Genomic DNA, 18,237 nt, shown 5'->3' on the forward strand with positions numbered 1-18,237 from the left:
TCCCTCTCAGGCCGGCACCGGACGGGCGCCCGCGCGGCGCCGCAGCACCTTGTCGATTTCCACCACCGCGACCAAAGATGCCGCGAGCGGCAGCAGGAGCAGCCAGACCTCCGGCCGGATGGGCGACACCTCCAGCACGTCCCTCAGTCCCGGAATATAGGGCGCCGCCAAATGGAGGAGTTGCGCCCCGCAGACCGCCGCCACCACCCACCAATTGTCGCGCAGCGGCACGCGGAAGAGGGAGCGCGTCTCCGATCGGCAGGCGAAGACATAGACATTCTCGAACAGGACCATGAGGAACAAGGTCACGTTGCGCGCCTCCGCCTCGCTCCAGCCCAGCGAGAGGGCATAGGCGAACACGCCATATCCCACCACGCCCATATAGAGGCCCACAATGGCCACCTGCCGCAGCATCAGGCGGTCGAAGAGAGGCTCGTCCACGGGGCGGGGGCGGCGGTCCAGCAGATCGGGCTCGCCCTTCTCGAACGCGAGCGCCACGTCCTGCCCGCCATTGGTGACGAGATTGAGCCACAGGAGCTGAACGGCGGTGAGCGGCGCGGGCAGGCCCGTGAGCACCGCCAGCAGCACGATCACCACTTCCGCCGCGCCGGTGGCGATGAGCAGCAGGATGACCTTGCGGATGTTGGCATAGGCCGCCCGTCCCTCCTCTATGCCCGCGACGATGGAGGCGAAATTGTCGTCCGCCAGCACAAGGTCCGACACGTCCCGGGCCACATCCGTGCCGCCGCGGCCCATGGCGACGCCGAGGTCCGCGCGCTTCAGGGCCGGGGCGTCATTCACCCCGTCGCCGGTCATGGCCACCAGATGCCCGCGCGCCTGGAGCGCCTCCACGATCTCCACCTTCTGGGAGGGCTCCACCCGGGCGAAGACGCGCGCGCGGGCGAGCCGTTCCGCCGCCCGCGCGCCGAGCCGCGTGCCCGCCTCCAGGTCGCGGCCGGTGACCACCTCGTCCGCCCGCTCCGCAATACCGAGGTCGCGGGCGATGGCGAGCGCGGTGGCCGCATGGTCGCCGGTGATCATCTTCACCTCGACGCCCGCCCGGTGGCAGGCCGCCACCGCCTCGCGCGCCTCCGGGCGCAGGGGATCGATGAAGCCTACGAGGCCCAGCAGGTCGAGGCCCCGCACCTCGGCCTCCAGCGCCGCCTCGGAACGGCCGCCGGGCACCTCGGCGAAAGCGCGCGCCGCCACGGCGAGCACACGATAGCCGTCCCCCGCCATGGCCTCCGCCTCGGCCAGCGCGCGGGCGGCGAGCGAGGGGTCGGCGCAGAGCGGCAGGATCACCTCCGCCGCCCCCTTCACGCTGAGCCGGGCGCCGGCACCGGCGGCACCGAGCACGGCGGCATAGCGGCGCGCCGCATCGAACGGCAATTCGCCCAGCCGATGCCCGGTCCGCGCCAGGGCCGCCACGTCGAGCCCCGCCTGGCCGGCAAGTTCGAGGAAGGCGATGTCCACGGCGTCTCCCGAGCCACCGTCATCGAGGCTCGCATCGTTGCAGAGTGCGCCCGCCTGGGCGAGGTCATGCGCCGTCTCCGGCAAGGCGGCGCCCGCCTCCACCGCCAGCATGCCGGACTGCGGCAGCCACAGGCGGCGGGCCGCCACCTTGTTCACGGTCAGCGTGCCGGTCTTGTCGGTGGCGATGACCGTGCAGGCGCCGAGCCCCTCCACCGCCGCAAGCTGGCGCACGATGACATGACGGCGCGCCATGCGCCGGGTGGCCACGGCCAGGGCGATGGTGACCGCCACGGGCAGCCCTTCCGGAATCACCGAGACAGCCAGCGCGATGGCGAAGAAGAAGGTTTCCCGCAGCCCCACGCCGTTGGCGAGCTGGATGGCCACCACCAGCCCCACCAGGGCCAGCGCCACCACGCCCAGCACGGTGGAGAAACGGTCCAGGCGGCGGATCAGCGGCAGTCCGGCAGAGGGGGCCTCCAGGGCGCGGGCGATATGGCCGATGGCGGTGGCGGAGCCGGTGGCCACCACCACGGCCTCGCTGCGCCCCCGCTGGAGCAGCGTCCCGGCATGCAGCATGTTGCCCCGCTCCGCGAGACGTGTATCGGCGGGCAAGGCGTGAAGCTCCGCCTTGTCCACGGGCAGGGATTCGCCCGTGAGCATGGCCTCGTCCGCCTGGGCGAGGCTGGCATGGATAAGGCGCAGGTCCGCCGGAACGCGGTCTCCCGCCTCCAGCACCACCACGTCGCCGGCGACGAGGTCGCGGCTGTCGATACGCTGGACGGCGCCCGCGCGCCGCACCCGCGCCTCGGTGCGGATGCGGGCGCGCAAGGCCGCGGTGTTGGCTTCCGCGCGATATTCCTGGGTCGCCCCAATGAGGGTGTTGATGGCCACCACCACCAGGATGAAGACGGCATCCTCATGGTCGCCGAGCGCGACGGAGACGCCGGCCGCCGCCAGCAGCAGCGCGATGAGCGGGCTGCGCACCTGGGCGAAGACGATCCCCGCAAGGCCGCGACGCGGCGGCTCCGGCAAGGCGTTCGGCCCGTCCTGGGCAAGGCGCCGCTGCGCCTCCCCGTCCGAGAGGCCGCCGGGCCCGCTCGCCAAAACCTCAAAAGCATCGGACAGACCGAGGGCGTGCCAGACCGGCGCCTGCGTGTCCGGGATCATAACGCTCACGAGCCGATCCTCCCTGACGGTGGCACGGCCCGGCAGGCCGCTCAGTGGGACATGAGGACCGGCACGGTCATGGAGGCGAGTATGCCACGGCTGGCCCCGCCCACCAGCGCTTCCCGCAGCCGGGAATGGCCGTACGCGCCCATGACCAGCAGGTCCGAGCCGGTATCCGCCATGTGGGACAGGATGGTGTCGGAGAAGGGAGTGCTGCTCACCAGGGTGCGGAAGCGCGCCTCGATGCCGTGCGCCGCCAGATAGGCGGTGACGCGGGCGGCGAGCCGGGCGCCATCGGGGGCGAAATCCTTCGCCACCCGCACCACGTCCACCACCTCCGCCCGCCGCAGCAGCGGCAGGGAATCCGCCAAAGCGCGGGCGGCGGGCGCGCTGCCGTCCCAGGCGACGGTCACGGTGCGGAACGGGATGCGGGGTCGCCCGGCATAGGGGATGATGAGGCAGGGTCGCCCGGATTCCGTCAGAAGGTCCTCGAACGCCTCGTCCGTGGCGCGCGGCACGCCCGGCTGGGGCTGGGGCACCACAACGAGGTCGCTCAGCCGCAGGAGATCGGTGAGCGTCTCATCGCAGACCGGCTCCTCCTTGCTGATGGCCAGAGCCTCGGCGGCGATGCCCACCGCCTGGGCCTCGCGGACCAGGGCCTTCGCCGCCACGTCCGCATGCTCCAGCGCGTCGCGCTGCTCCGCCTCCACCAGATCGTAGCGCACCTCCACCTGGGCGAGGCTCGCCACCCGCACGGACGGCACGAGACAGGCGGCGCGCAGGGAGGCACCGAGGGTGCGGGCGAGTTCAACGGCGGCATAAGCGGCGACCGCATCTTCCGCGCATGTCACCAGGGTCAGGGTCGGCAGGTCCGAGCGGGTCGCGGCCGGAGCCTGCGCAGGGTCGTTCAGCATGAAATGGCCACCTTCAGCACGCCGTCGCGCTGATGCGAGAAGAGATCATAGGCCGTCTCGATGTCATCGAGACGGAAGCGGTGGGTGACGAGACCGCGCAGGTCCACCCGGCCCGTGGCCACCACCTCCATGAGGCGGCGCATGCGCTCCTTGCCGCCGGGGCACAGCGTGGTGACGATGCGGTTGTCGCCCAGCCCGGCCGCGAAGGCGCCGAGCGGGATGGTGAGGTCCGACGAATAGACGCCCAGCGAGGAGAGCGTGCCGCCCGGCCGCAGCACGCGCAGGGCCGCCTCGAAGGTGGACTGGCGCCCCAGCGCCTCGATGGACACGTCCACGCCGCGCCCGTCGGTGAGCGCCAGGATCTGTTCCGCGGGATCTCCTGCGGAGAAATCCACCACGTCGTCCGCGCCGAGGCGGCGCGCCATGGCCTGGCGGGCGGGAATGCTTTCCACCGCGATGATGCGCGTCGCGCCCATGAGCCGCGCGCCAGCGGTGGCGCACAGGCCGATGGGGCCCTGCGCGAACACGGCCACCGCGTCGCCGATGCGCACGCCGCCGCTCTCGGCGCCGGAGAAGCCGGTGGACATGATGTCCGGGCACATGAGGACCTGCTCGTCGCTCAGCGCGTCGGGCACGGGAGAGAGATTCACCATGGCGTCGGGCACGAGGAGATATTCCGCCTGCGCCCCATCGATGGTGTTGCCGAAGCGCCAGCCGCCCATGGCCTTGAAGCCGTGCTTGGTGCCCGCCCCATCCTGGGAGGCACAGCCGCACAGGCACGCGGCGCTATAGCCGGACGGCGTGATGGCGCCGGCGATGACGCGCTGGCCTTCCTGGAAGCCGCTCACGGCGGAGCCGAGCTTCTCGATGATGCCCACCGGCTCGTGGCCGATGGTGAGCCCCTTCGCCACGGGATATTCGCCCTTCAGGATATGGACGTCCGTGCCGCAGATGGTGGTGGTGGTGACGCGGATGAGGGCATCGAGCGGCCCCACATCCGGAACCGGCTTGTCCTCCAGGACGATGCGGCCGGGTTCCACGAACACCGCCGCCTTCATCTTCCGCACCTGGGGCCGCGCGGGCCGGGACCGGGAGGCCTCCGGTTGCTCCGCGCCGAAAAGGTCCGCCGTCGATTGGGTCGCCATGGCGCCCTCCTTAAGTGAGGCGACGCCTTTATGGCCCCGGCGGCAGAACCGGGCTTTGACTTGTCTCAACCCGCCGCATCCGGGAGCACCATGTGGCTCTCGGCGCGGCGGGTCGGACACGCCGGGGCGGGGACGGCCCCGGCGTGCGTTCAGATGAAGCTGTTGATCATCTTCTTGCGCAGCGCGCGCTCGTCGATGCCGAACACGTCCGCCAGCCAGTCCGCCATCAGCTCCTGGCCCATGGTGGGATTGTCGTGCTGGCAATGGTCGGCGCCGGTCTCCTCCTCGGTGACGAGGCGGAGCGTCACGTCCACGCCCTTGGATTTGGCATAGTCGTAGACCTTCGTGGCGGAGGTCACGCCCAGCACGTCATAGCCGCCATGGACGATGAGATAGGGGCACTGCATGTTTTCGAGGTGCCCGTCCAGGGTGAAGGGCGCCGCCTTCTCCATGGCCGCGCGCACGCCCTCGGCGCCGAACACGGTCTTGATATGGTCGGCGAGGCCATGCTCCTCGGTGGCGGTCGCCCACAATTCGGGGATCGACCAGATGGCGCCGTGGGAAATGGCCGCCGCGAGGCGGTGCTCGTAGCAGGCGGAGCGGGCCGCGTAATAGCCGCCCAGCGAGGAGCCGCACACCGCGATGCGCGCGGGATCGATGTCGTCGCGGGTGAGGAGATAATCCACGCACTTGCCGATGGGCACTTCATAATCGGGCCGGGTGGTCAGCTTGTGGCGGCGCAGCGTGCCGCCCTGGCCGGGACCGTCGATCATCAGCACCGAGATGCCCCGCTGGAGCGCGGCATGGGCCTGCATGAACCACATCTCGTCCTTGATGGAATCCAGGCCGCCCATGCAGATCAGAACCGGCTGCTTGCCGGTGTCGAAGGGCGCGCGGACGAAATAGGCGAACAGCGTCTTGCCGTCCTCATAGGGGATCTGGAGCACCTCGCCCGCGGGATTGAGGTTCTCGATATATTTGCGCGAGCAATTCTCCATCTCGGTGAAGGCGGGCAGGCGGCGCGGGTCGGAATAGTCCAGCCAGAATTCGGTGTGGCGGTAATAGTTCACGGCCCGCAGCCAGCAATTCATGGCGGTGCGCACATGGCCCTTGGCGAACGCCGCGTCGCCACGCTCCTGATTGAAGTCGGCGATGCGCTTCCATTCCCGATGCCAGCTTTCCTGGTCGCCGGGGATCATGCGGCTGGCCGCGAGGAAGCATTCGGAGACGGCGCCGCCGCCTTCCTGCGTCTCGCCCAGCGCGCGGCGGAACTGGTAACTCATCCAGGGGAATTGCGGCCAATGGTGCCAGCCATAGGGCTGGTAGACGCCGTGGGTCACATCCATCTGCTGGTCGATCAGTAGCTCTTCCGCCATGCTCCGCTCCGGTTCTTTCTGTGTGGGCCTTGCTCTGTCGGCCTTGGCCATGACGTGAGACTAGAGGCGTCGCGCGATTATTCAAGTCACTTGATTTTTAGGAAAGCGCTGCGAAAGAACTCCTCTCCCGGAGTGACGCGGGCGGCGCGCTCCGGCATGGTGGGCACGGCCGCAGGAACAGGGCCCGAGGGAGAGGGCCCATGTTCATCCGTCAGCTTCGCTATCTGGTTGCAGTCGCCCGCGAGGCGCATTTCGGCCGGGCGGCAGAGTCGTGCAGCGTCTCCCAGCCCGCTTTGTCCGCCGGCATCCGCAAGCTGGAGGAGGAGTTGGGGGTGCCGCTGGTCATTCGCGGGCATCGCTTTCTCGGCCTCACCGAGGAGGGCCAGCGCATCCTCGGCTGGGCCCAGCGCATCGTGGCGGATCATGACGGGCTGCGGCAGGAATTGTCCGGGGTGGGATCCTCCCTCACCGGCGCGCTCAGGATCGGCGCCATCCCCACCGCTTTGCCCGCCTTGCCGCCTTTGGTGAACGCCTTCTGCGCCCGCCATCCCCTGGTGCAGGTGCAGATCCAGTCTTTGCCCTCCGCCGCCATCCAGAAGGGGCTGGACGATCTGGAGATCGATGCCGGCGTCACCTATCTGGAAAATGAGCCGCTGGCGCGCGTGCGCAGCGTGCAGCTTTATGCGGAAACCTATGTGCTGGTGACCTGCGACCCGCAGCTGCGGGAGCGCAGCGTGAAGGGAGAGCGCGTGACCTGGGAGGAGGCCGCGCGCCTGCCGCTGTGCCTGCTCACCCGCGACATGCAGAACCGGCGCATCCTGGACCGGCTGTTCGGGGAAGCGGGCGTCACCGTCCAGCCCCGCATCGAGGCCAACAGCTTCGCGGGCGTCTGGGCCATGGTGCGCTCGGGGCAATGGAGCAGCATCCTGCCCGCCTCCGAGGCCCAGAGCCGGAGCTGGATCGAGGGGCTGGTAGCCGTGCCGTTCGTGGAGCCCTCGGGCGTCCAGCCGGTGGGCCTCGCCATCTGCGACCGTGACCCGCCCCCGCCCGTCGCCGCCGCCTTGTTCCGGCTCGCCCGCGACCATGCCTCGGCCGCCTGACGCGGGCGATGCGTGACTGGGACTTCATCCGTCCCGTCTATGAATTCTTCCGAGCAAACGATTGGACGGGTCATCCCGCCTTCGGTTCACTGGGACCTGTAGGACGGAAGCCGCGCCGGCGCACGCCTCCTCCCTTCCAAGGCCGACACGGCACGCAGGCTCAGCCCGCGCCGCAAGCGGCCTGTCCCAGAACAGGAGGAAATCATGGCCAAGGTTGTCTGTGTTCTTTACGACGATCCCATCGACGGCATGCCCAAGAGCTATGCCCGCGACGATCTTCCCCGGATCGACCATTATCCCGGCGGCCAGACGCTGCCGACGCCCAAGGGCATCGACTTCGCCCCCGGCGCCCTGCTGGGCTCCGTCTCCGGCGAGCTGGGCCTGCGGAAATACCTGGAATCCAACGGCCACACGCTGGTGGTGACCTCCTCCAAGGACGGCCCCGACAGCGTGCTGGAGCGCGAGCTGCACGATGCCGACGTGGTCATCTCCCAGCCCTTCTGGCCCGCTTATCTCACCGCCGAGCGCATCGCCAAGGCGCCGAAGCTGAAGCTGGCCCTCACGGCCGGCATCGGCTCGGACCATGTGGACCTGCAGGCCGCCATGGAGAAGGGCGTGACGGTGGCCGAGGTCACCTACTGCAATTCCATCAGCGTGGCCGAGCATGTGGTCATGATGATCCTCGGCCTCGTGCGCAACTATCTCCCCTCCCATGACTGGGTGCGCAAGGGCGGCTGGAACATCGCCGACTGCGTCGCCCGCTCCTATGACGTGGAGGGCATGCATGTGGGCACGGTAGCGGCGGGGCGCATCGGCCTTGCGGTGCTCCGCCGCCTCAAGCCCTTCGACATGCACCTGCACTATACCGACCGCCACCGCCTGCCGGCGGAGGTGGAAGCCGAGCTGAACCTCACTTGGCACCCCACCCGCGAGGAGCTGTACGGCGCCTGCGACGTGGTCACGCTCAACTGCCCGCTCCACCCCGAGACCGAGCACATGGTGAACGCGGAGACGCTCAAGCTGTTCAAGCGCGGCGCCTATCTGGTGAACACCGCGCGCGGCAAGCTGTGCGACCGGGACGCCATCGTGCAGGCCCTGGAAAACGGACAGCTCGCCGGCTATGCGGGCGATGTGTGGTTCCCCCAGCCCGCGCCCCAGGACCATCCCTGGCGCTCCATGCCCCACCAGGGCATGACCCCGCACATTTCCGGCACCTCCCTCTCGGCCCAGACGCGCTATGCGGCGGGCACGCGGGAGATCCTGGAATGCTTCCTCGAAGGGCGGCCGATCCGCGACGAATATCTGATCGTGGATGGCGGCAAGCTGGCGGGCGTGGGCGCCCATTCCTACAGCGCCGGCAATGCCACCGGCGGCTCGGAGGAAGCGGCGCGGTTCCGCAAGGCGGGTTGATCGTCAATCCTACCCGGTGACGACGCACTGGGCCGGCCTTCGGGCCGGCCCTTCTTTTTGCGCGTCAGAAGGTGGGCGGCGTGTTCACGAACAGGATGCGCGCTTCGCCCTCGCCCACATTGCGATAGCCGTGGGGCAGTTCGGAGCGGTAGATGAAGGAATCCCCCGCCCCCACGCGATAGGTGCGATCCGCTAGGATCAGCTCGATGGTTCCCGCCAGCACATAGCCCACCTCTTCCCCGTCATGGCTGACGAGGCCATCGCTGCTGCCGCCCGGCGCGATGACGTGGACGGAACTCTGGAGCAGGTGGCCCTTGCTATAGGGAATGAGGCGCTCCATGCGCACCCCCGTGTCCGCGCCCGTGCCCAGCTCCACCACCACGCGCGCATCCTCGCGCACCACCACGGTCTCTTCCGCGTCCGGCGTCTCGAACAGCTGGCCGATGGTGAGGTTCAGCGCGTCGCAGATGCGCGAGAGCATGTTCAGCGAGGGGCGGATCTTGTTGTTTTCGAGCTTGGACAGCAGGCTCTCGGAGCAGTTCGCCGCCTCCGCCACGTCCTTCAATCGTGCGCCCAGGGTGAGGCGGGCATGGCGCAACCGCGTACCCACCTGAATCCGACTGTCCGGCGACATGCCGGCCGCGCCCACCCCTTCGCTGTCCATCGCTCCGCCCGACTGCCTGCCCGACCCGCTTCCGCAGGCCGAGCCGGCGGAACATAGGGGTTAGCTAGCACACTTTTGCCGGCGCTTGTCATGCCCAGGCTCCCGACTGGCGGGACCGCAAACGCAAGGCGCCCCTCCCGGTGGAGAGGGGCGCCCGGCGGTTCTGCCCGGTGGTCACATTACCCGGGCAGGGGATCAGGCAGCACGCACGGTGTCGAGGAAGCGCGACACCTCCACGCGCAGCGTCTCGGACTGCTTGGCAAGCTCGGAGGCGGAGGCCAGGACCTGGGTGGCCGCCGAGGAGGAGGTCTGCGCGACCTGGGTCACGCCGGCGATGTTCTCCGTCACCTCGCGGGTGCCCAGCGCCGCCTGGTGGACGTTGCGGGCCACTTCCGAGGTGGTCGCGCCCTGTTCCTCCACCGCCGCGACGATGGCGGACGAGATGTGGCTCATGTCGCCGATGGTCCGGCTGATGCCGGCAATGGCGGTCACGGCATCGCCCGTGGACCCCTGCATGCCCGTGATCTGGCCGGAAATCTCGGCGGTGGCCTTGGCGGTCTGCTCGGCGAGGCCCTTCACCTCCTGCGCCACCACGGCGAAGCCCCGGCCCGCTTCTCCGGCGCGGGCGGATTCGATGGTGGCGTTGAGGGCGAGAAGGTTGGTCTGGGCGGCGATCTCGCCGATCAGCCCCACCACGGCGCCCACCTGGTCGGCGGCGGACTTGAGGCCGGTGATGCGGGAATTGGCCCCGTCCGCCTCGGACACCGCGCGACCGGCGACGCTGGTGGACTGGGTCACCTGCTTGCCGATCTCCGCGGCCGAGGCCGCCAGTTCCTCCACGGCGGAGGCCACCGCCTGCACGTTCACCGAGGCTTCCTCCGCCGCCGCCACCACGGCGGTGGCACGGCTGGTGGTCTCCTCGGCGGAATGGGCGAGGGTGCTGGCCGCCGCCTGCAACTCGGTGGCCGCGGAAGAGACCATGTCCACGATCTGGCCCACCGCCGCGTCGAAGCGGTCGGCAAGGGCAGCCATCTCGGTCTTGCGCTCGTCGCGGGCCCGCGCTTCGGCGGCAAGCCGCTCTCCGCGCAGCCGCTCGGCTTCCGCAAGGCCGTCGCGGAACACCTGGAGCGCATCGGCCATCTCGCCGATCTCGTCCTGGCGCCCGCCATAGGGGATCTCGGCGGCGAGATTGCCGCCGGAAATCTCCTCCATGGAGGTGGTGATGCGGTTGATGGGCGTGGTGACGCGGCTGCGCACCATGATGAAGCCGCCAACCGAGACCACCACCGCCAGGATCAGGATGCCGGCGAAGATGAACAAAGCGCGCAGCGCCGCGTCGGTCTGCGCCTGGGCGAACGCCACCGCCTGGTCGGCGAAGGCCGAGGCGACCGCGCTGATGGTGTCGAGCGCGGGCGTCAGGTTGCTCCGGAAGTCGGTATAGGGAATGGACGCGGCTTTTCCGGCCGTCAGGTCACGCAAGGCGGCGGCCTGCATGTCGGAGAAGGTGCCCGTGAAATAACCCGTCTGGACAGCCTTCATGGCCTCCTGGAGGGCCGGGCCGGTCTCCACCACGCGATAGAGATCGCGCGTCGTCTCCCAGAAGGCGGTGGCGCGGGCATTGATGCCGGCGGTGTCGAAATTCTCGGCCGGAGTGAAGGGCCGCTTCTCCACCAAGGCGGTGAGGATGTTCAGCGCCAGCTGGCCATAGGCGGAGCGCACTTCCCAGGCCATCTTCTTGGCGAACAGGAAACTTCCCACCTCGGAATCATGCCGCTGCACGGCTTCCGCCAGCACCTCGGAAGTTTCCTCCAGCGTCTTCATGAACACGCCCATGGCGGACAGGAAGGCATTGGCGAAGGCCGCGTCGCGGCTGGCGAGCGGCTTGGCCAACTCGGCATCCGCCTGAAGGCGCAGCGCCTTCAGCGCCTCGAAGCTCGCCCTCAGCTTGGCCGCCGCCTGTGCCCAATGGTCAGCGGGGATGCTGCCGGCGTTCAGGACCGCCTGGACCTCGCCGTCCACCACGACACGGCGGGTCTTCACGCTGGCAACGATGGCGGTGGCCGCCGAAGGCTCCATCCGGAGGGCGGAGCTGACATCGCCGCGCTCATAGCGAAACGCCTGCAATGCCGTGAAGATCCGCTTGTCATAGGTGCTCAGCTCGACCGCGTCCTGCGCGGTGCGCAGCGCCGAATAGCGCTCCGAAACAGACCATATGCAGATCGCCACGAGGGCCAATGCCAGAACACCCACGAGGGCGCTGAGCAAGGTACTTAGCCTCATTTGTACCAATCGGACCATGTTCCCCTCGCGAATTGCCGGGCGCGATCAGGCGCGCCAAAAGAGTTCCGTTCTTGATTTTGCGGATACTCAAAATGCTCAAGCTTGCGCGAACATGTCGCACGGGTACCGCCCGGTCCGGTATTGGATCCAAATTGGAGGAACATGGTGCGGCGGCGAAAGGCCCGGCGGGCCGGCAGGCGCCACGCGCCCGCCCGAAACGGAAAGGGCGCCCGAACCGGCCCGCTAGGCAGACCGGCCCGAACGCCCTGACCTCTCAGGACAGGATCGCGGGAAAGGGCCTTATCTGGCCTGCCCGCGCGTCTTGTCCTCTTCCATCAACTCGTACCACATGGCGTTGAGCACCGCGAAGGCCGCCGCCAGCGGGAGGCCGAGAATCCAGGCGAAGTACCACATCGGTTCGGTCTCCTAGAGCAATTCCCGCAAAAGTGTGCGCGGTTTTGCGTGGGGAATTGCGATATTCAGGGAATAGTTCAGTAAGCGTGGCCGCTCTTGTCGGTGATGGAGGCTTCATCCACCTTGCCCCACAGCACTTTGTAGACCCAGGCCGTATAGGCCAGGATGATGGGCAGGAAGATCACCGTCACCACCAGCATGATGAACAGCGTCACATGGCTGGACGACGTATCCCACACCGTCAGGCTGGACCTGGGATCCAGCGAAGACGGCAGGATGAAGGGGAACATGGACAGTCCCACCGTCGAGATGATGCCGAAGATGCCCAGGGCCGAGGTGATGAAGGCGAGCCCCTCCCACCGCGCCCGCAGGCAGACGAAGGTGGCGAGCGGCCCCAGGAAGCCGAGCGCGGGCGCGGCCAGCATCCAGGAATGGGCGGCATAGTTGGCGAACCACGCGCCCGTCTCCACCACCACGGTCTTCAGCAGCGGATTGGACGGTCCCAGCACGTTGATGGGGCTGGTGATGACGTATCCGGGCACGAACAGCAGCAGGCCGACGCCGCCCAGCGCAAACAGCACGATGGTGAGGAGCGCGGTGACCGAGCCGATGGCGCGGGCGCGCTCGGCCACCGGGCCGGACGACTTGAAGATGAGCCAGCTCGCCCCGTGGGTGGTGAGCATGACCACGCAGAGCAGCCCGCACAGCAGCGCATAGGGGTTCAGCAGGCCGAAGAAGCTGCCCTCGTAGAACACCCGCAGGTCCATGTCGAAGTGGAACGGCACGCCCTGCAGCACGTTGCCCACCGCCACGCCGAAGATGAGCGCGGGCACGAAGCCGCCCACGAACAGCGCCCAGTCCCAGCGCGTGCGCCAGGCCGCATCCTCCCGCTTGCTGCGATACTTGAAGCCCACGGGCCGCAGGATCAACGCCGCCAGGATCGCGAACATGGCGAGGTAGAAGCCCGAGAAGGACGTGGCATAGAGCGCCGGCCAGGCGGCGAAGATGGCGCCGCCGCCGAGGATCAGCCATACCTGATTGCCTTCCCAGACCGGACCGATCGTGTTGATCACGACCCGCCGCTCCAGGTCCGTGCGGCCCACGAAGGGCAGCAGCGTCGCGACGCCCAGGTCGAAGCCGTCGGCGATGGCGAAGCCGATGAGCAGGACGCCCAGAAGGACCCACCAGATGAGCCGCAGGACGTCATAGGCGATGAGATCTGTCAGGATCATGGCTTCACTCCGCAGGCACGAGGCGGTTGTCCACGAGCACCGCTTCCGGCTTCGTGTCGGGCTCCGGGCCCTTCTTGATGGCGCGGACCATCAGGGTCATCTCGATGATGAACAGGATGGTGTAGATCGCCGCGAAGCCGCAGATGGTCATGAGGACCGTCCAGGCACCGAGGCTTGAGACCCCCGAGGCGGTGGGCAGGATGCCCTCGATGATCCAGGGCTGGCGGCCGAACTCGGCCACGAACCACCCGCATTCCGCCGCGAGCCAGGGCAATGGGATGGACAGGACCGCGACGCGCAGCAGAAGCGGGAAGCGCGTCAGCTGGCGGCGGGCCGAGAGCACGAAGAAGGTGAGGAAGAAGGCGATGAAATAGAAGCCGCACGCCACCATGATCCGGAAGGTCCAGAACAGGGGCGCCACTTCCGGCACCGTATCCCACGCCGCCTTCGCGATCTGGTCAGGCGTCGCCTGGCGCGGATCGTCCAGATAGGGCTTCAGCAGCAGGGCATAGCCCAGAAGATTGCCGTTCTCCTCGAAGGTCTTCGTCACCTCGGGCGGAACCCCGGCGGACCCCGCCGCGCGGATCTTCTGGAGCGCGTCATAGGCGAGGATGCCCCGCGCAATATGGCCCTTGGCGCGCTCCACCAGTTCCTCGATGCCCACCACGGGGGTGGTCAGCGAACGGGTGTCGATGAGGCCGCCCACCCAGGGGATCTCCACCGAATAATAGGTCTTGCGCGCGTCCTGGTCGGGGAAGCCCACCACGGTGAAGGGCGCGGGCACCTCCTCGGTGTGCCAGATGGCCTCCATGGCCGCGAGCTTCATGCGCTGGTGCTCGGTGGTGAGGTAGCCGCTTTCATCGCCCAGCACGACCACCGACAGAGAGGCGGCGAGGCCGAACGAGGCCGCCACTGTCATGGAGCGCTTGGCGATGTCGATGTGGCGGCCCTTCAGCAGGTACCAGGCGGACACGCCCAGCACGAACATGGAGGCGACCACATAGCCGGCCGACACGGTGTGCACGAACTTCGCCTGCGCCACCGGATTGAAGATCACGTCATAGAAATTGGCGATCTCCATGCGCATGGTCTGCGGGTTGAAGACCGCGCCAACCGGGTTCTGCATCCAGCCGTTCGCGATGAGGATCCACAGCGCCGACAGGTTCGAGCCCAGCGCCACGCAATAGGTGGCGATGAGATGACCCACCCTCGACATCTTGTCCCAGCCGAAGAAGAACAGGCCGACGAAAGTCGCCTCCAGGAAGAAGGCCATCATGCCCTCGATGGCCAGCGGCGCGCCGAAGATGTCGCCCACATAATGGCTGTAATAGCTCCAGTTCATGCCGAACTGGAATTCCATGACGATGCCCGTGGCCACGCCCAGCACGAAATTGATGCCGAACAGCGTGCCCCAGAACTTGGTCATCTGCCGCCAGATGCGGCGGCCGGTCATCACATAGACCGTCTCCATGATCGCCAGCAGGACCGAAAGCCCCAGCGTGAGCGGCACGAAGAGAAAATGGTACAGCGCCGTCATTGCGAACTGCAGGCGCGACAAGGCGACGATATCGAGTTCCATAGGCATCCCCGTCAGGTCTTCCCCGGCGTCCTCTCCCTTTGCTCACCCGCCGTGACGACGGGGGCCCTTCTCAACCGCTGCACAACCCGTGCGCGTATTTTTCCGTGCTCAGTCCGCCCGCAGGGCGGCGAGCGTGGCAGCAAAGCCCGCCTCGCCCCGCGCCCACACGCGGACGATCCGCCCGTCCTCCACCACCACCAGCCGGTCGGCGAGGTCCGCCTCGCGCCGGATGTGGGTGGCGATCACCAGCGTGCGCCCCTCGGCCGCGACGCCCACGCGGTCGAGCAGGTGGCGCGCCGTCCGCGCGTCGAGCCCGTCCGTGGGCTCGTCCAGCAGCCAGAGCGGCGTGTCGCGCAGCAGCAGCCGCGCCACCGCGAGGCGGCGCCCCTGCCCGCCCGAAAGTCCAAGCCCTGCCTCCCCCATGGGGGTCTCCAGCGCGGACGGCAAAGCGCGGATGGCGGCGGCGAGCCCCACCTCCTCCAGCACCTGCCAGAGGCGCTCCTCACCGGCCGTGGGGGCCGCCAGCCGCAGATTGTCGGCGATGGTGTCGTGGAACAGCTGCGTCCTCTGGGTGAGAAGGGTGGCGGCGAGCGCCTCCGCCGTGCCCGCGCTCGGCGCGATTTCGCCCGCCAGCAGCGCGAGGAGCGTAGACTTTCCGGCGCCCGAGGGCCCCACCAGAGCGACCCGGCTCCCGGCCGCGACATCAAGATCGATACCCTGCACGGCAGGCACGGCGCGGCCCGCATGGCGCACCTCAACGCCCGAAAGCCGGGCGGCGAGACCGGGCGACGGAAGAGCCGGGCGCGCGGCAGGCGCCGCCTCGCGCAAACGGGGGCCGATGCGGCGCACGGCGAGCAGGGTCCGCCCCAGTTCCAGTGCGCCCCGGCGGAAGGCGGCGAAGGGTTCGAGCGCCGCGAGCGGCACCAGCACGCCGAGCGCAGCCACGGGCGCACCGATCACGCCGTGCTCCATCAGCGCGGCGACCCCCACCAGCGTGCCGGCAAGGGCGAGCGCACCCGCCGCGCCGAAGCCGAAGGCGGTGCGCACCTCCATGCGGTTCAGGGCATCGTCCGCCATTGCCACCGCCGCATCGGAAGCGGCGAGCACGGCCTGCTGGGCCGGAAGGCGGCCCGCCATGGCAAGCTCCGCCTGCCCGGCCACGAGGTCGATGACATCCGCGCGCAGGGTCTCCACCCCATGGGCCCGACGCCGGGCCGGGCGGCGGGCGGGCAGCGCCGCGAGCAGCGGCAGCCCGAGCCACGCCACGGCCAGCACTCCGGCCACGGCCAATCCCAGGCGCGGCTCCATGAGGCCGAGCGCGATGCCCGTGGCCAGCAAGGCGGCCACGGCTGCGGCCAGCGGCACGGCGAGGCGCAGATAGAGCGAATCCAGCGCATCGATATCCGCCGTAAGGCGAAACAGCAGACGGGCGGGCCGGGCTTCCAGGGCACGGGCCGCCCCCGGCTGCGCCCAGCCCCGGAACAGGCGCTCCCGAAGGCCCGCCAGCAGGGTCAGCGCCGCATCATGGGTGGTGAGCCGCTCGCCATAGCGCGCGCCGGTGCGGCCGATGGCCAGCAGGCGGATGGCGGCCGCCGGGGCGAACACGTCGAACATCACGGCGGTGGCCGTGGACAGGCCGGCAAGGGCCGTGGCGGTGATGAACCAGCCGGAAATGCCCAGCAGCGCCATGCCCGCGAGAATGGTGAGCGCGGCACAGGCGAGCCCGCCCGCCAGCATGCCGCGACGCTCGGCCAGGAACAGCCGGACCACCGGCTTCAGATCGCCCATCAGGCTCATGCGCCGCCTCCCAGCCGGATCACCCGGTCCATGCGTGCCGCCAGCGCGGGATCATGGGTGGCGACGATGAGGGTGCGCTCCTCCGCGAAGGCGAGGAGCGCCGCGCTCACCTCCCGCGCGGTCTGCGCATCGAGATGGGCCGTGGGCTCGTCGGCCAGGATGAGGCCGACGCGCGGATCGAGCGCCGCGCGCGCCACTGCGAGCCGCCGCACCTCGCCGCCGGAAAAACCGATGCCGCCCTCGCCCACGCTGCTGTGGGCCTCAGCCCCGCGCGGGAGCGCCGCGCGCGTGATGGCCGCCGCGAGCGCCGCGTCGCCGAAACCGGGGCGGCCGAGGGTGATGTTGCCGCCCAGTGTGCCCGCAAACACATGGGGCGCCTGCCCGATGAAGCCGATCCGCGCGCGCAGCGCCCCGGCCGTGGCGGCGCCAAGCCGGGTACCGCCCAGATGGATATCGCCCGTGGCGGGGGCGAGGCCCGCCAGAAGGGCCAGCAAGGTGGACTTGCCCGCCCCGCTCGGCCCCATCACCGCCACCCGCTCGCCCGCGCGGACCACGAGATCGAGGTTCTGAAGCACCGGTGCATCGCGGCCCGCATGGGCGAAGCCGACCCCGGTGAGGCGCACGTCCAACGCGCCCTCCGGCCGGGCATCGGACGGGACGGGCGATGCGTCCGCCCTCAAGACATGATCCGCGCCGGGCAAGGCCATGCCGGCGCCCGACAAAGCCTCCAGCCCCTCGAAGGCGGCGCGGCCCGAGGCGCGGTCATGCCAGGCGGCGGCGTAGTCGCGCAGCGGCTCGAAGAAGGCGGGGGCGAGCATCAGGATGAACAATCCCTCGCCCAGCGTGAGGCGCGCGCCCCAGGCCCCGAACGTCAGCTCGCCCAGGAGGTGGAAGCCCACATAGACCGCCACCATGGCGACGCCGAGCGCGGAGAACAGCTCCAGCACGGCGGAGGAGAGAAAGGCGATGCGCAGCACCGCCATGGTGCGGGCCTTCACCGCCAGGGCGTTCGCCTTGAGGCGGCTGGCGGTGAGGTCCACCGCGTCCAGCGCGCGGATGGTTGCGAGCCCGCGCAGCCGGTCCAGCAGGAAGGCATTCATGCCGCCCACTTCCACCATCTGCTGTTCGCTCGCCGCCTTCGCGCGCCAGCCCACCAGGGCCATGAACAGGGGAATGAGCGGGGCTGCCACCACGAGCAGCAAAGCCGGAACCCAGGAAAAGGGCAGGATCGCCGCCAGGATGACCGGGGGAACGAGCGCCATGCGCATGCGCGCGGGCATGAAGCGGCTGCGATAGGGTACGACGGACTCGGCCTGCTCGGCCAGGGCGCTGGCCGCCGCCCCCGAAGCCACCCGCCCGGCATCGAGCGGCGAGCGGGCCGCAAGGGCGCGCCCCGCCTCGGCGCGCAATTGCGACAATTCCCGCCGTGCCGCGCGGAAGGCGAGGCGCGCGCCAACGCTTTCCAGGGCGGCCCGCACAAGGCCGAGGGCCAGCACGCCAGCAGCGGCCGGCAGGATGGCCTCAACGCCCGCGCCGTTCGCGAGGTGATCGATGGAAAAGGCGATGAGCGCGGCCTGGGGCAGCCAGATCAGGGTCGCCAGAGCCTGGAGCAACCCGCCCATCTTCACGCCCCGCGGCGTGCCCTGCCCCGCGCGGGACGGCGCACGACCTGTGGCCCGTGACCGG

The 18,237-nt window shown here is 69.4% G+C and carries 13 protein-coding genes; 2 read left to right on the forward strand and 11 right to left on the reverse strand.

All coding sequences use genetic code 11. The features are described from left to right. Positions 1-6: 6 nt before the first annotated feature. The 4 genes from EJJ38_RS17475 to EJJ38_RS17490 all read right to left on the reverse strand — a co-directional run bounded on the left by EJJ38_RS17475 (position 7) and on the right by EJJ38_RS17490 (position 6,075). Positions 7-2,640 carry a cation-translocating P-type ATPase gene (locus EJJ38_RS17475; protein ID WP_127091831.1) on the reverse strand — a complete coding sequence of 878 codons (2,634 nt, stop codon included), beginning with the start codon at positions 2,638-2,640 and terminating at the stop codon, positions 7-9. A 50-nt stretch (positions 2,641-2,690) separates the two neighbouring features. Continuing rightward, entirely contained in the window at positions 2,691-3,554 is an 864-nt protein-coding gene (locus EJJ38_RS17480; protein WP_127091558.1) for a universal stress protein, read from the reverse strand. Continuing rightward, positions 3,548-4,612 carry an NAD(P)-dependent alcohol dehydrogenase gene (locus tag EJJ38_RS17485; protein WP_245454317.1) on the reverse strand — a complete coding sequence of 355 codons (1,065 nt, stop codon included), beginning with the start codon at positions 4,610-4,612 and terminating at the stop codon, positions 3,548-3,550. The genes EJJ38_RS17480 and EJJ38_RS17485 overlap by 7 nt, the downstream gene beginning before the upstream one ends. Positions 4,613-4,848: 236 nt before the next feature. Beyond that, the gene (locus tag EJJ38_RS17490; protein WP_164738555.1) at positions 4,849-6,075 is read right to left on the reverse strand and encodes an alpha/beta hydrolase family protein; all 1,227 of its coding nucleotides are present in this window, start codon (positions 6,073-6,075) and stop codon (positions 4,849-4,851) included. Positions 6,076-6,275: 200 nt separating this feature from the next. Here EJJ38_RS17490 and EJJ38_RS17495 point away from each other — a divergent pair, with 200 nt between their 5' ends. Next, complete coding sequence (locus EJJ38_RS17495; RefSeq protein ID WP_127091562.1) at positions 6,276-7,175, forward strand: LysR family transcriptional regulator; 900 nt, start codon at positions 6,276-6,278, stop codon at positions 7,173-7,175. A gap of 204 nt (positions 7,176-7,379) precedes the next feature. After that, positions 7,380-8,585 carry an NAD-dependent formate dehydrogenase gene (locus EJJ38_RS17500; protein ID WP_127091564.1) on the forward strand — a complete coding sequence of 402 codons (1,206 nt, stop codon included), beginning with the start codon at positions 7,380-7,382 and terminating at the stop codon, positions 8,583-8,585. 64 nt (positions 8,586-8,649) lie between these two features. On the opposite strand, the gene EJJ38_RS17505 is transcribed toward EJJ38_RS17500, so the two are convergent. The 7 genes from EJJ38_RS17505 to cydD form a co-directional block, all read right to left on the reverse strand. Continuing rightward, complete coding sequence (locus EJJ38_RS17505) at positions 8,650-9,249, reverse strand: cupin domain-containing protein (protein WP_127091566.1); 600 nt, start codon at positions 9,247-9,249, stop codon at positions 8,650-8,652. 195 nt (positions 9,250-9,444) lie between these two features. Continuing rightward, positions 9,445-11,514, reverse strand: a complete 2,070-nt coding sequence (locus tag EJJ38_RS17510; protein ID WP_164738556.1) for a methyl-accepting chemotaxis protein — start codon at positions 11,512-11,514, stop codon at positions 9,445-9,447. 315 nt (positions 11,515-11,829) lie between these two features. Further along, positions 11,830-11,943 carry a cytochrome bd-I oxidase subunit CydX gene (gene cydX, locus EJJ38_RS17515; RefSeq protein WP_127091570.1) on the reverse strand — a complete coding sequence of 38 codons (114 nt, stop codon included), beginning with the start codon at positions 11,941-11,943 and terminating at the stop codon, positions 11,830-11,832. 77 nt (positions 11,944-12,020) lie between these two features. Continuing rightward, positions 12,021-13,175, reverse strand: a complete 1,155-nt coding sequence (gene cydB, locus EJJ38_RS17520) for a cytochrome d ubiquinol oxidase subunit II (protein ID WP_127091572.1) — start codon at positions 13,173-13,175, stop codon at positions 12,021-12,023. A 4-nt stretch (positions 13,176-13,179) separates the two neighbouring features. Next, complete coding sequence (locus tag EJJ38_RS17525; RefSeq protein ID WP_127091574.1) at positions 13,180-14,754, reverse strand: cytochrome ubiquinol oxidase subunit I; 1,575 nt, start codon at positions 14,752-14,754, stop codon at positions 13,180-13,182. 108 nt (positions 14,755-14,862) lie between these two features. Continuing rightward, the gene (gene cydC / locus EJJ38_RS17530) at positions 14,863-16,551 is read right to left on the reverse strand and encodes a thiol reductant ABC exporter subunit CydC (protein ID WP_127091576.1); all 1,689 of its coding nucleotides are present in this window, start codon (positions 16,549-16,551) and stop codon (positions 14,863-14,865) included. Beyond that, on the reverse strand, positions 16,548-18,173 hold the full coding sequence (cydD, locus tag EJJ38_RS17535) for a thiol reductant ABC exporter subunit CydD (RefSeq protein WP_127091578.1): 1,626 nt from the start codon (positions 18,171-18,173) through the stop codon (positions 16,548-16,550). The genes cydC and cydD overlap by 4 nt, the downstream gene beginning before the upstream one ends. Between the last annotated feature and the right edge of the window lie 64 nt (positions 18,174-18,237).

The organism is Aquabacter cavernae, from assembly GCF_003993795.1.
GTDB classification, from domain to species: domain Bacteria; phylum Pseudomonadota; class Alphaproteobacteria; order Rhizobiales; family Xanthobacteraceae; genus Aquabacter; species Aquabacter cavernae.

Coding starts and splice junctions, on each gene's coding strand:
- EJJ38_RS17475 (WP_127091831.1), bottom strand. CDS start 2,640: ATGATCCCGGACACGCAGGCGCCGGTCTGGCACGCCCTCGGTCTGTCC.
- EJJ38_RS17480 (WP_127091558.1), bottom strand. CDS start 3,554: ATGCTGAACGACCCTGCGCAGGCTCCGGCCGCGACCCGCTCGGACCTG.
- EJJ38_RS17485 (WP_245454317.1), bottom strand. CDS start 4,612: ATGAAGGCGGCGGTGTTCGTGGAACCCGGCCGCATCGTCCTGGAGGAC.
- EJJ38_RS17490 (WP_164738555.1), bottom strand. CDS start 6,075: ATGGCGGAAGAGCTACTGATCGACCAGCAGATGGATGTGACCCACGGC.
- EJJ38_RS17495 (WP_127091562.1), top strand. CDS start 6,276: ATGTTCATCCGTCAGCTTCGCTATCTGGTTGCAGTCGCCCGCGAGGCG.
- EJJ38_RS17500 (WP_127091564.1), top strand. CDS start 7,380: ATGGCCAAGGTTGTCTGTGTTCTTTACGACGATCCCATCGACGGCATG.
- EJJ38_RS17505 (WP_127091566.1), bottom strand. CDS start 9,249: ATGGACAGCGAAGGGGTGGGCGCGGCCGGCATGTCGCCGGACAGTCGG.
- cydX (WP_127091570.1), bottom strand. CDS start 11,943: ATGTGGTACTTCGCCTGGATTCTCGGCCTCCCGCTGGCGGCGGCCTTC.
- cydB (WP_127091572.1), bottom strand. CDS start 13,175: ATGATCCTGACAGATCTCATCGCCTATGACGTCCTGCGGCTCATCTGG.
- EJJ38_RS17525 (WP_127091574.1), bottom strand. CDS start 14,754: ATGGAACTCGATATCGTCGCCTTGTCGCGCCTGCAGTTCGCAATGACG.
- cydC (WP_127091576.1), bottom strand. CDS start 16,551: ATGAGCCTGATGGGCGATCTGAAGCCGGTGGTCCGGCTGTTCCTGGCC.
- cydD (WP_127091578.1), bottom strand. CDS start 18,173: ATGGGCGGGTTGCTCCAGGCTCTGGCGACCCTGATCTGGCTGCCCCAG.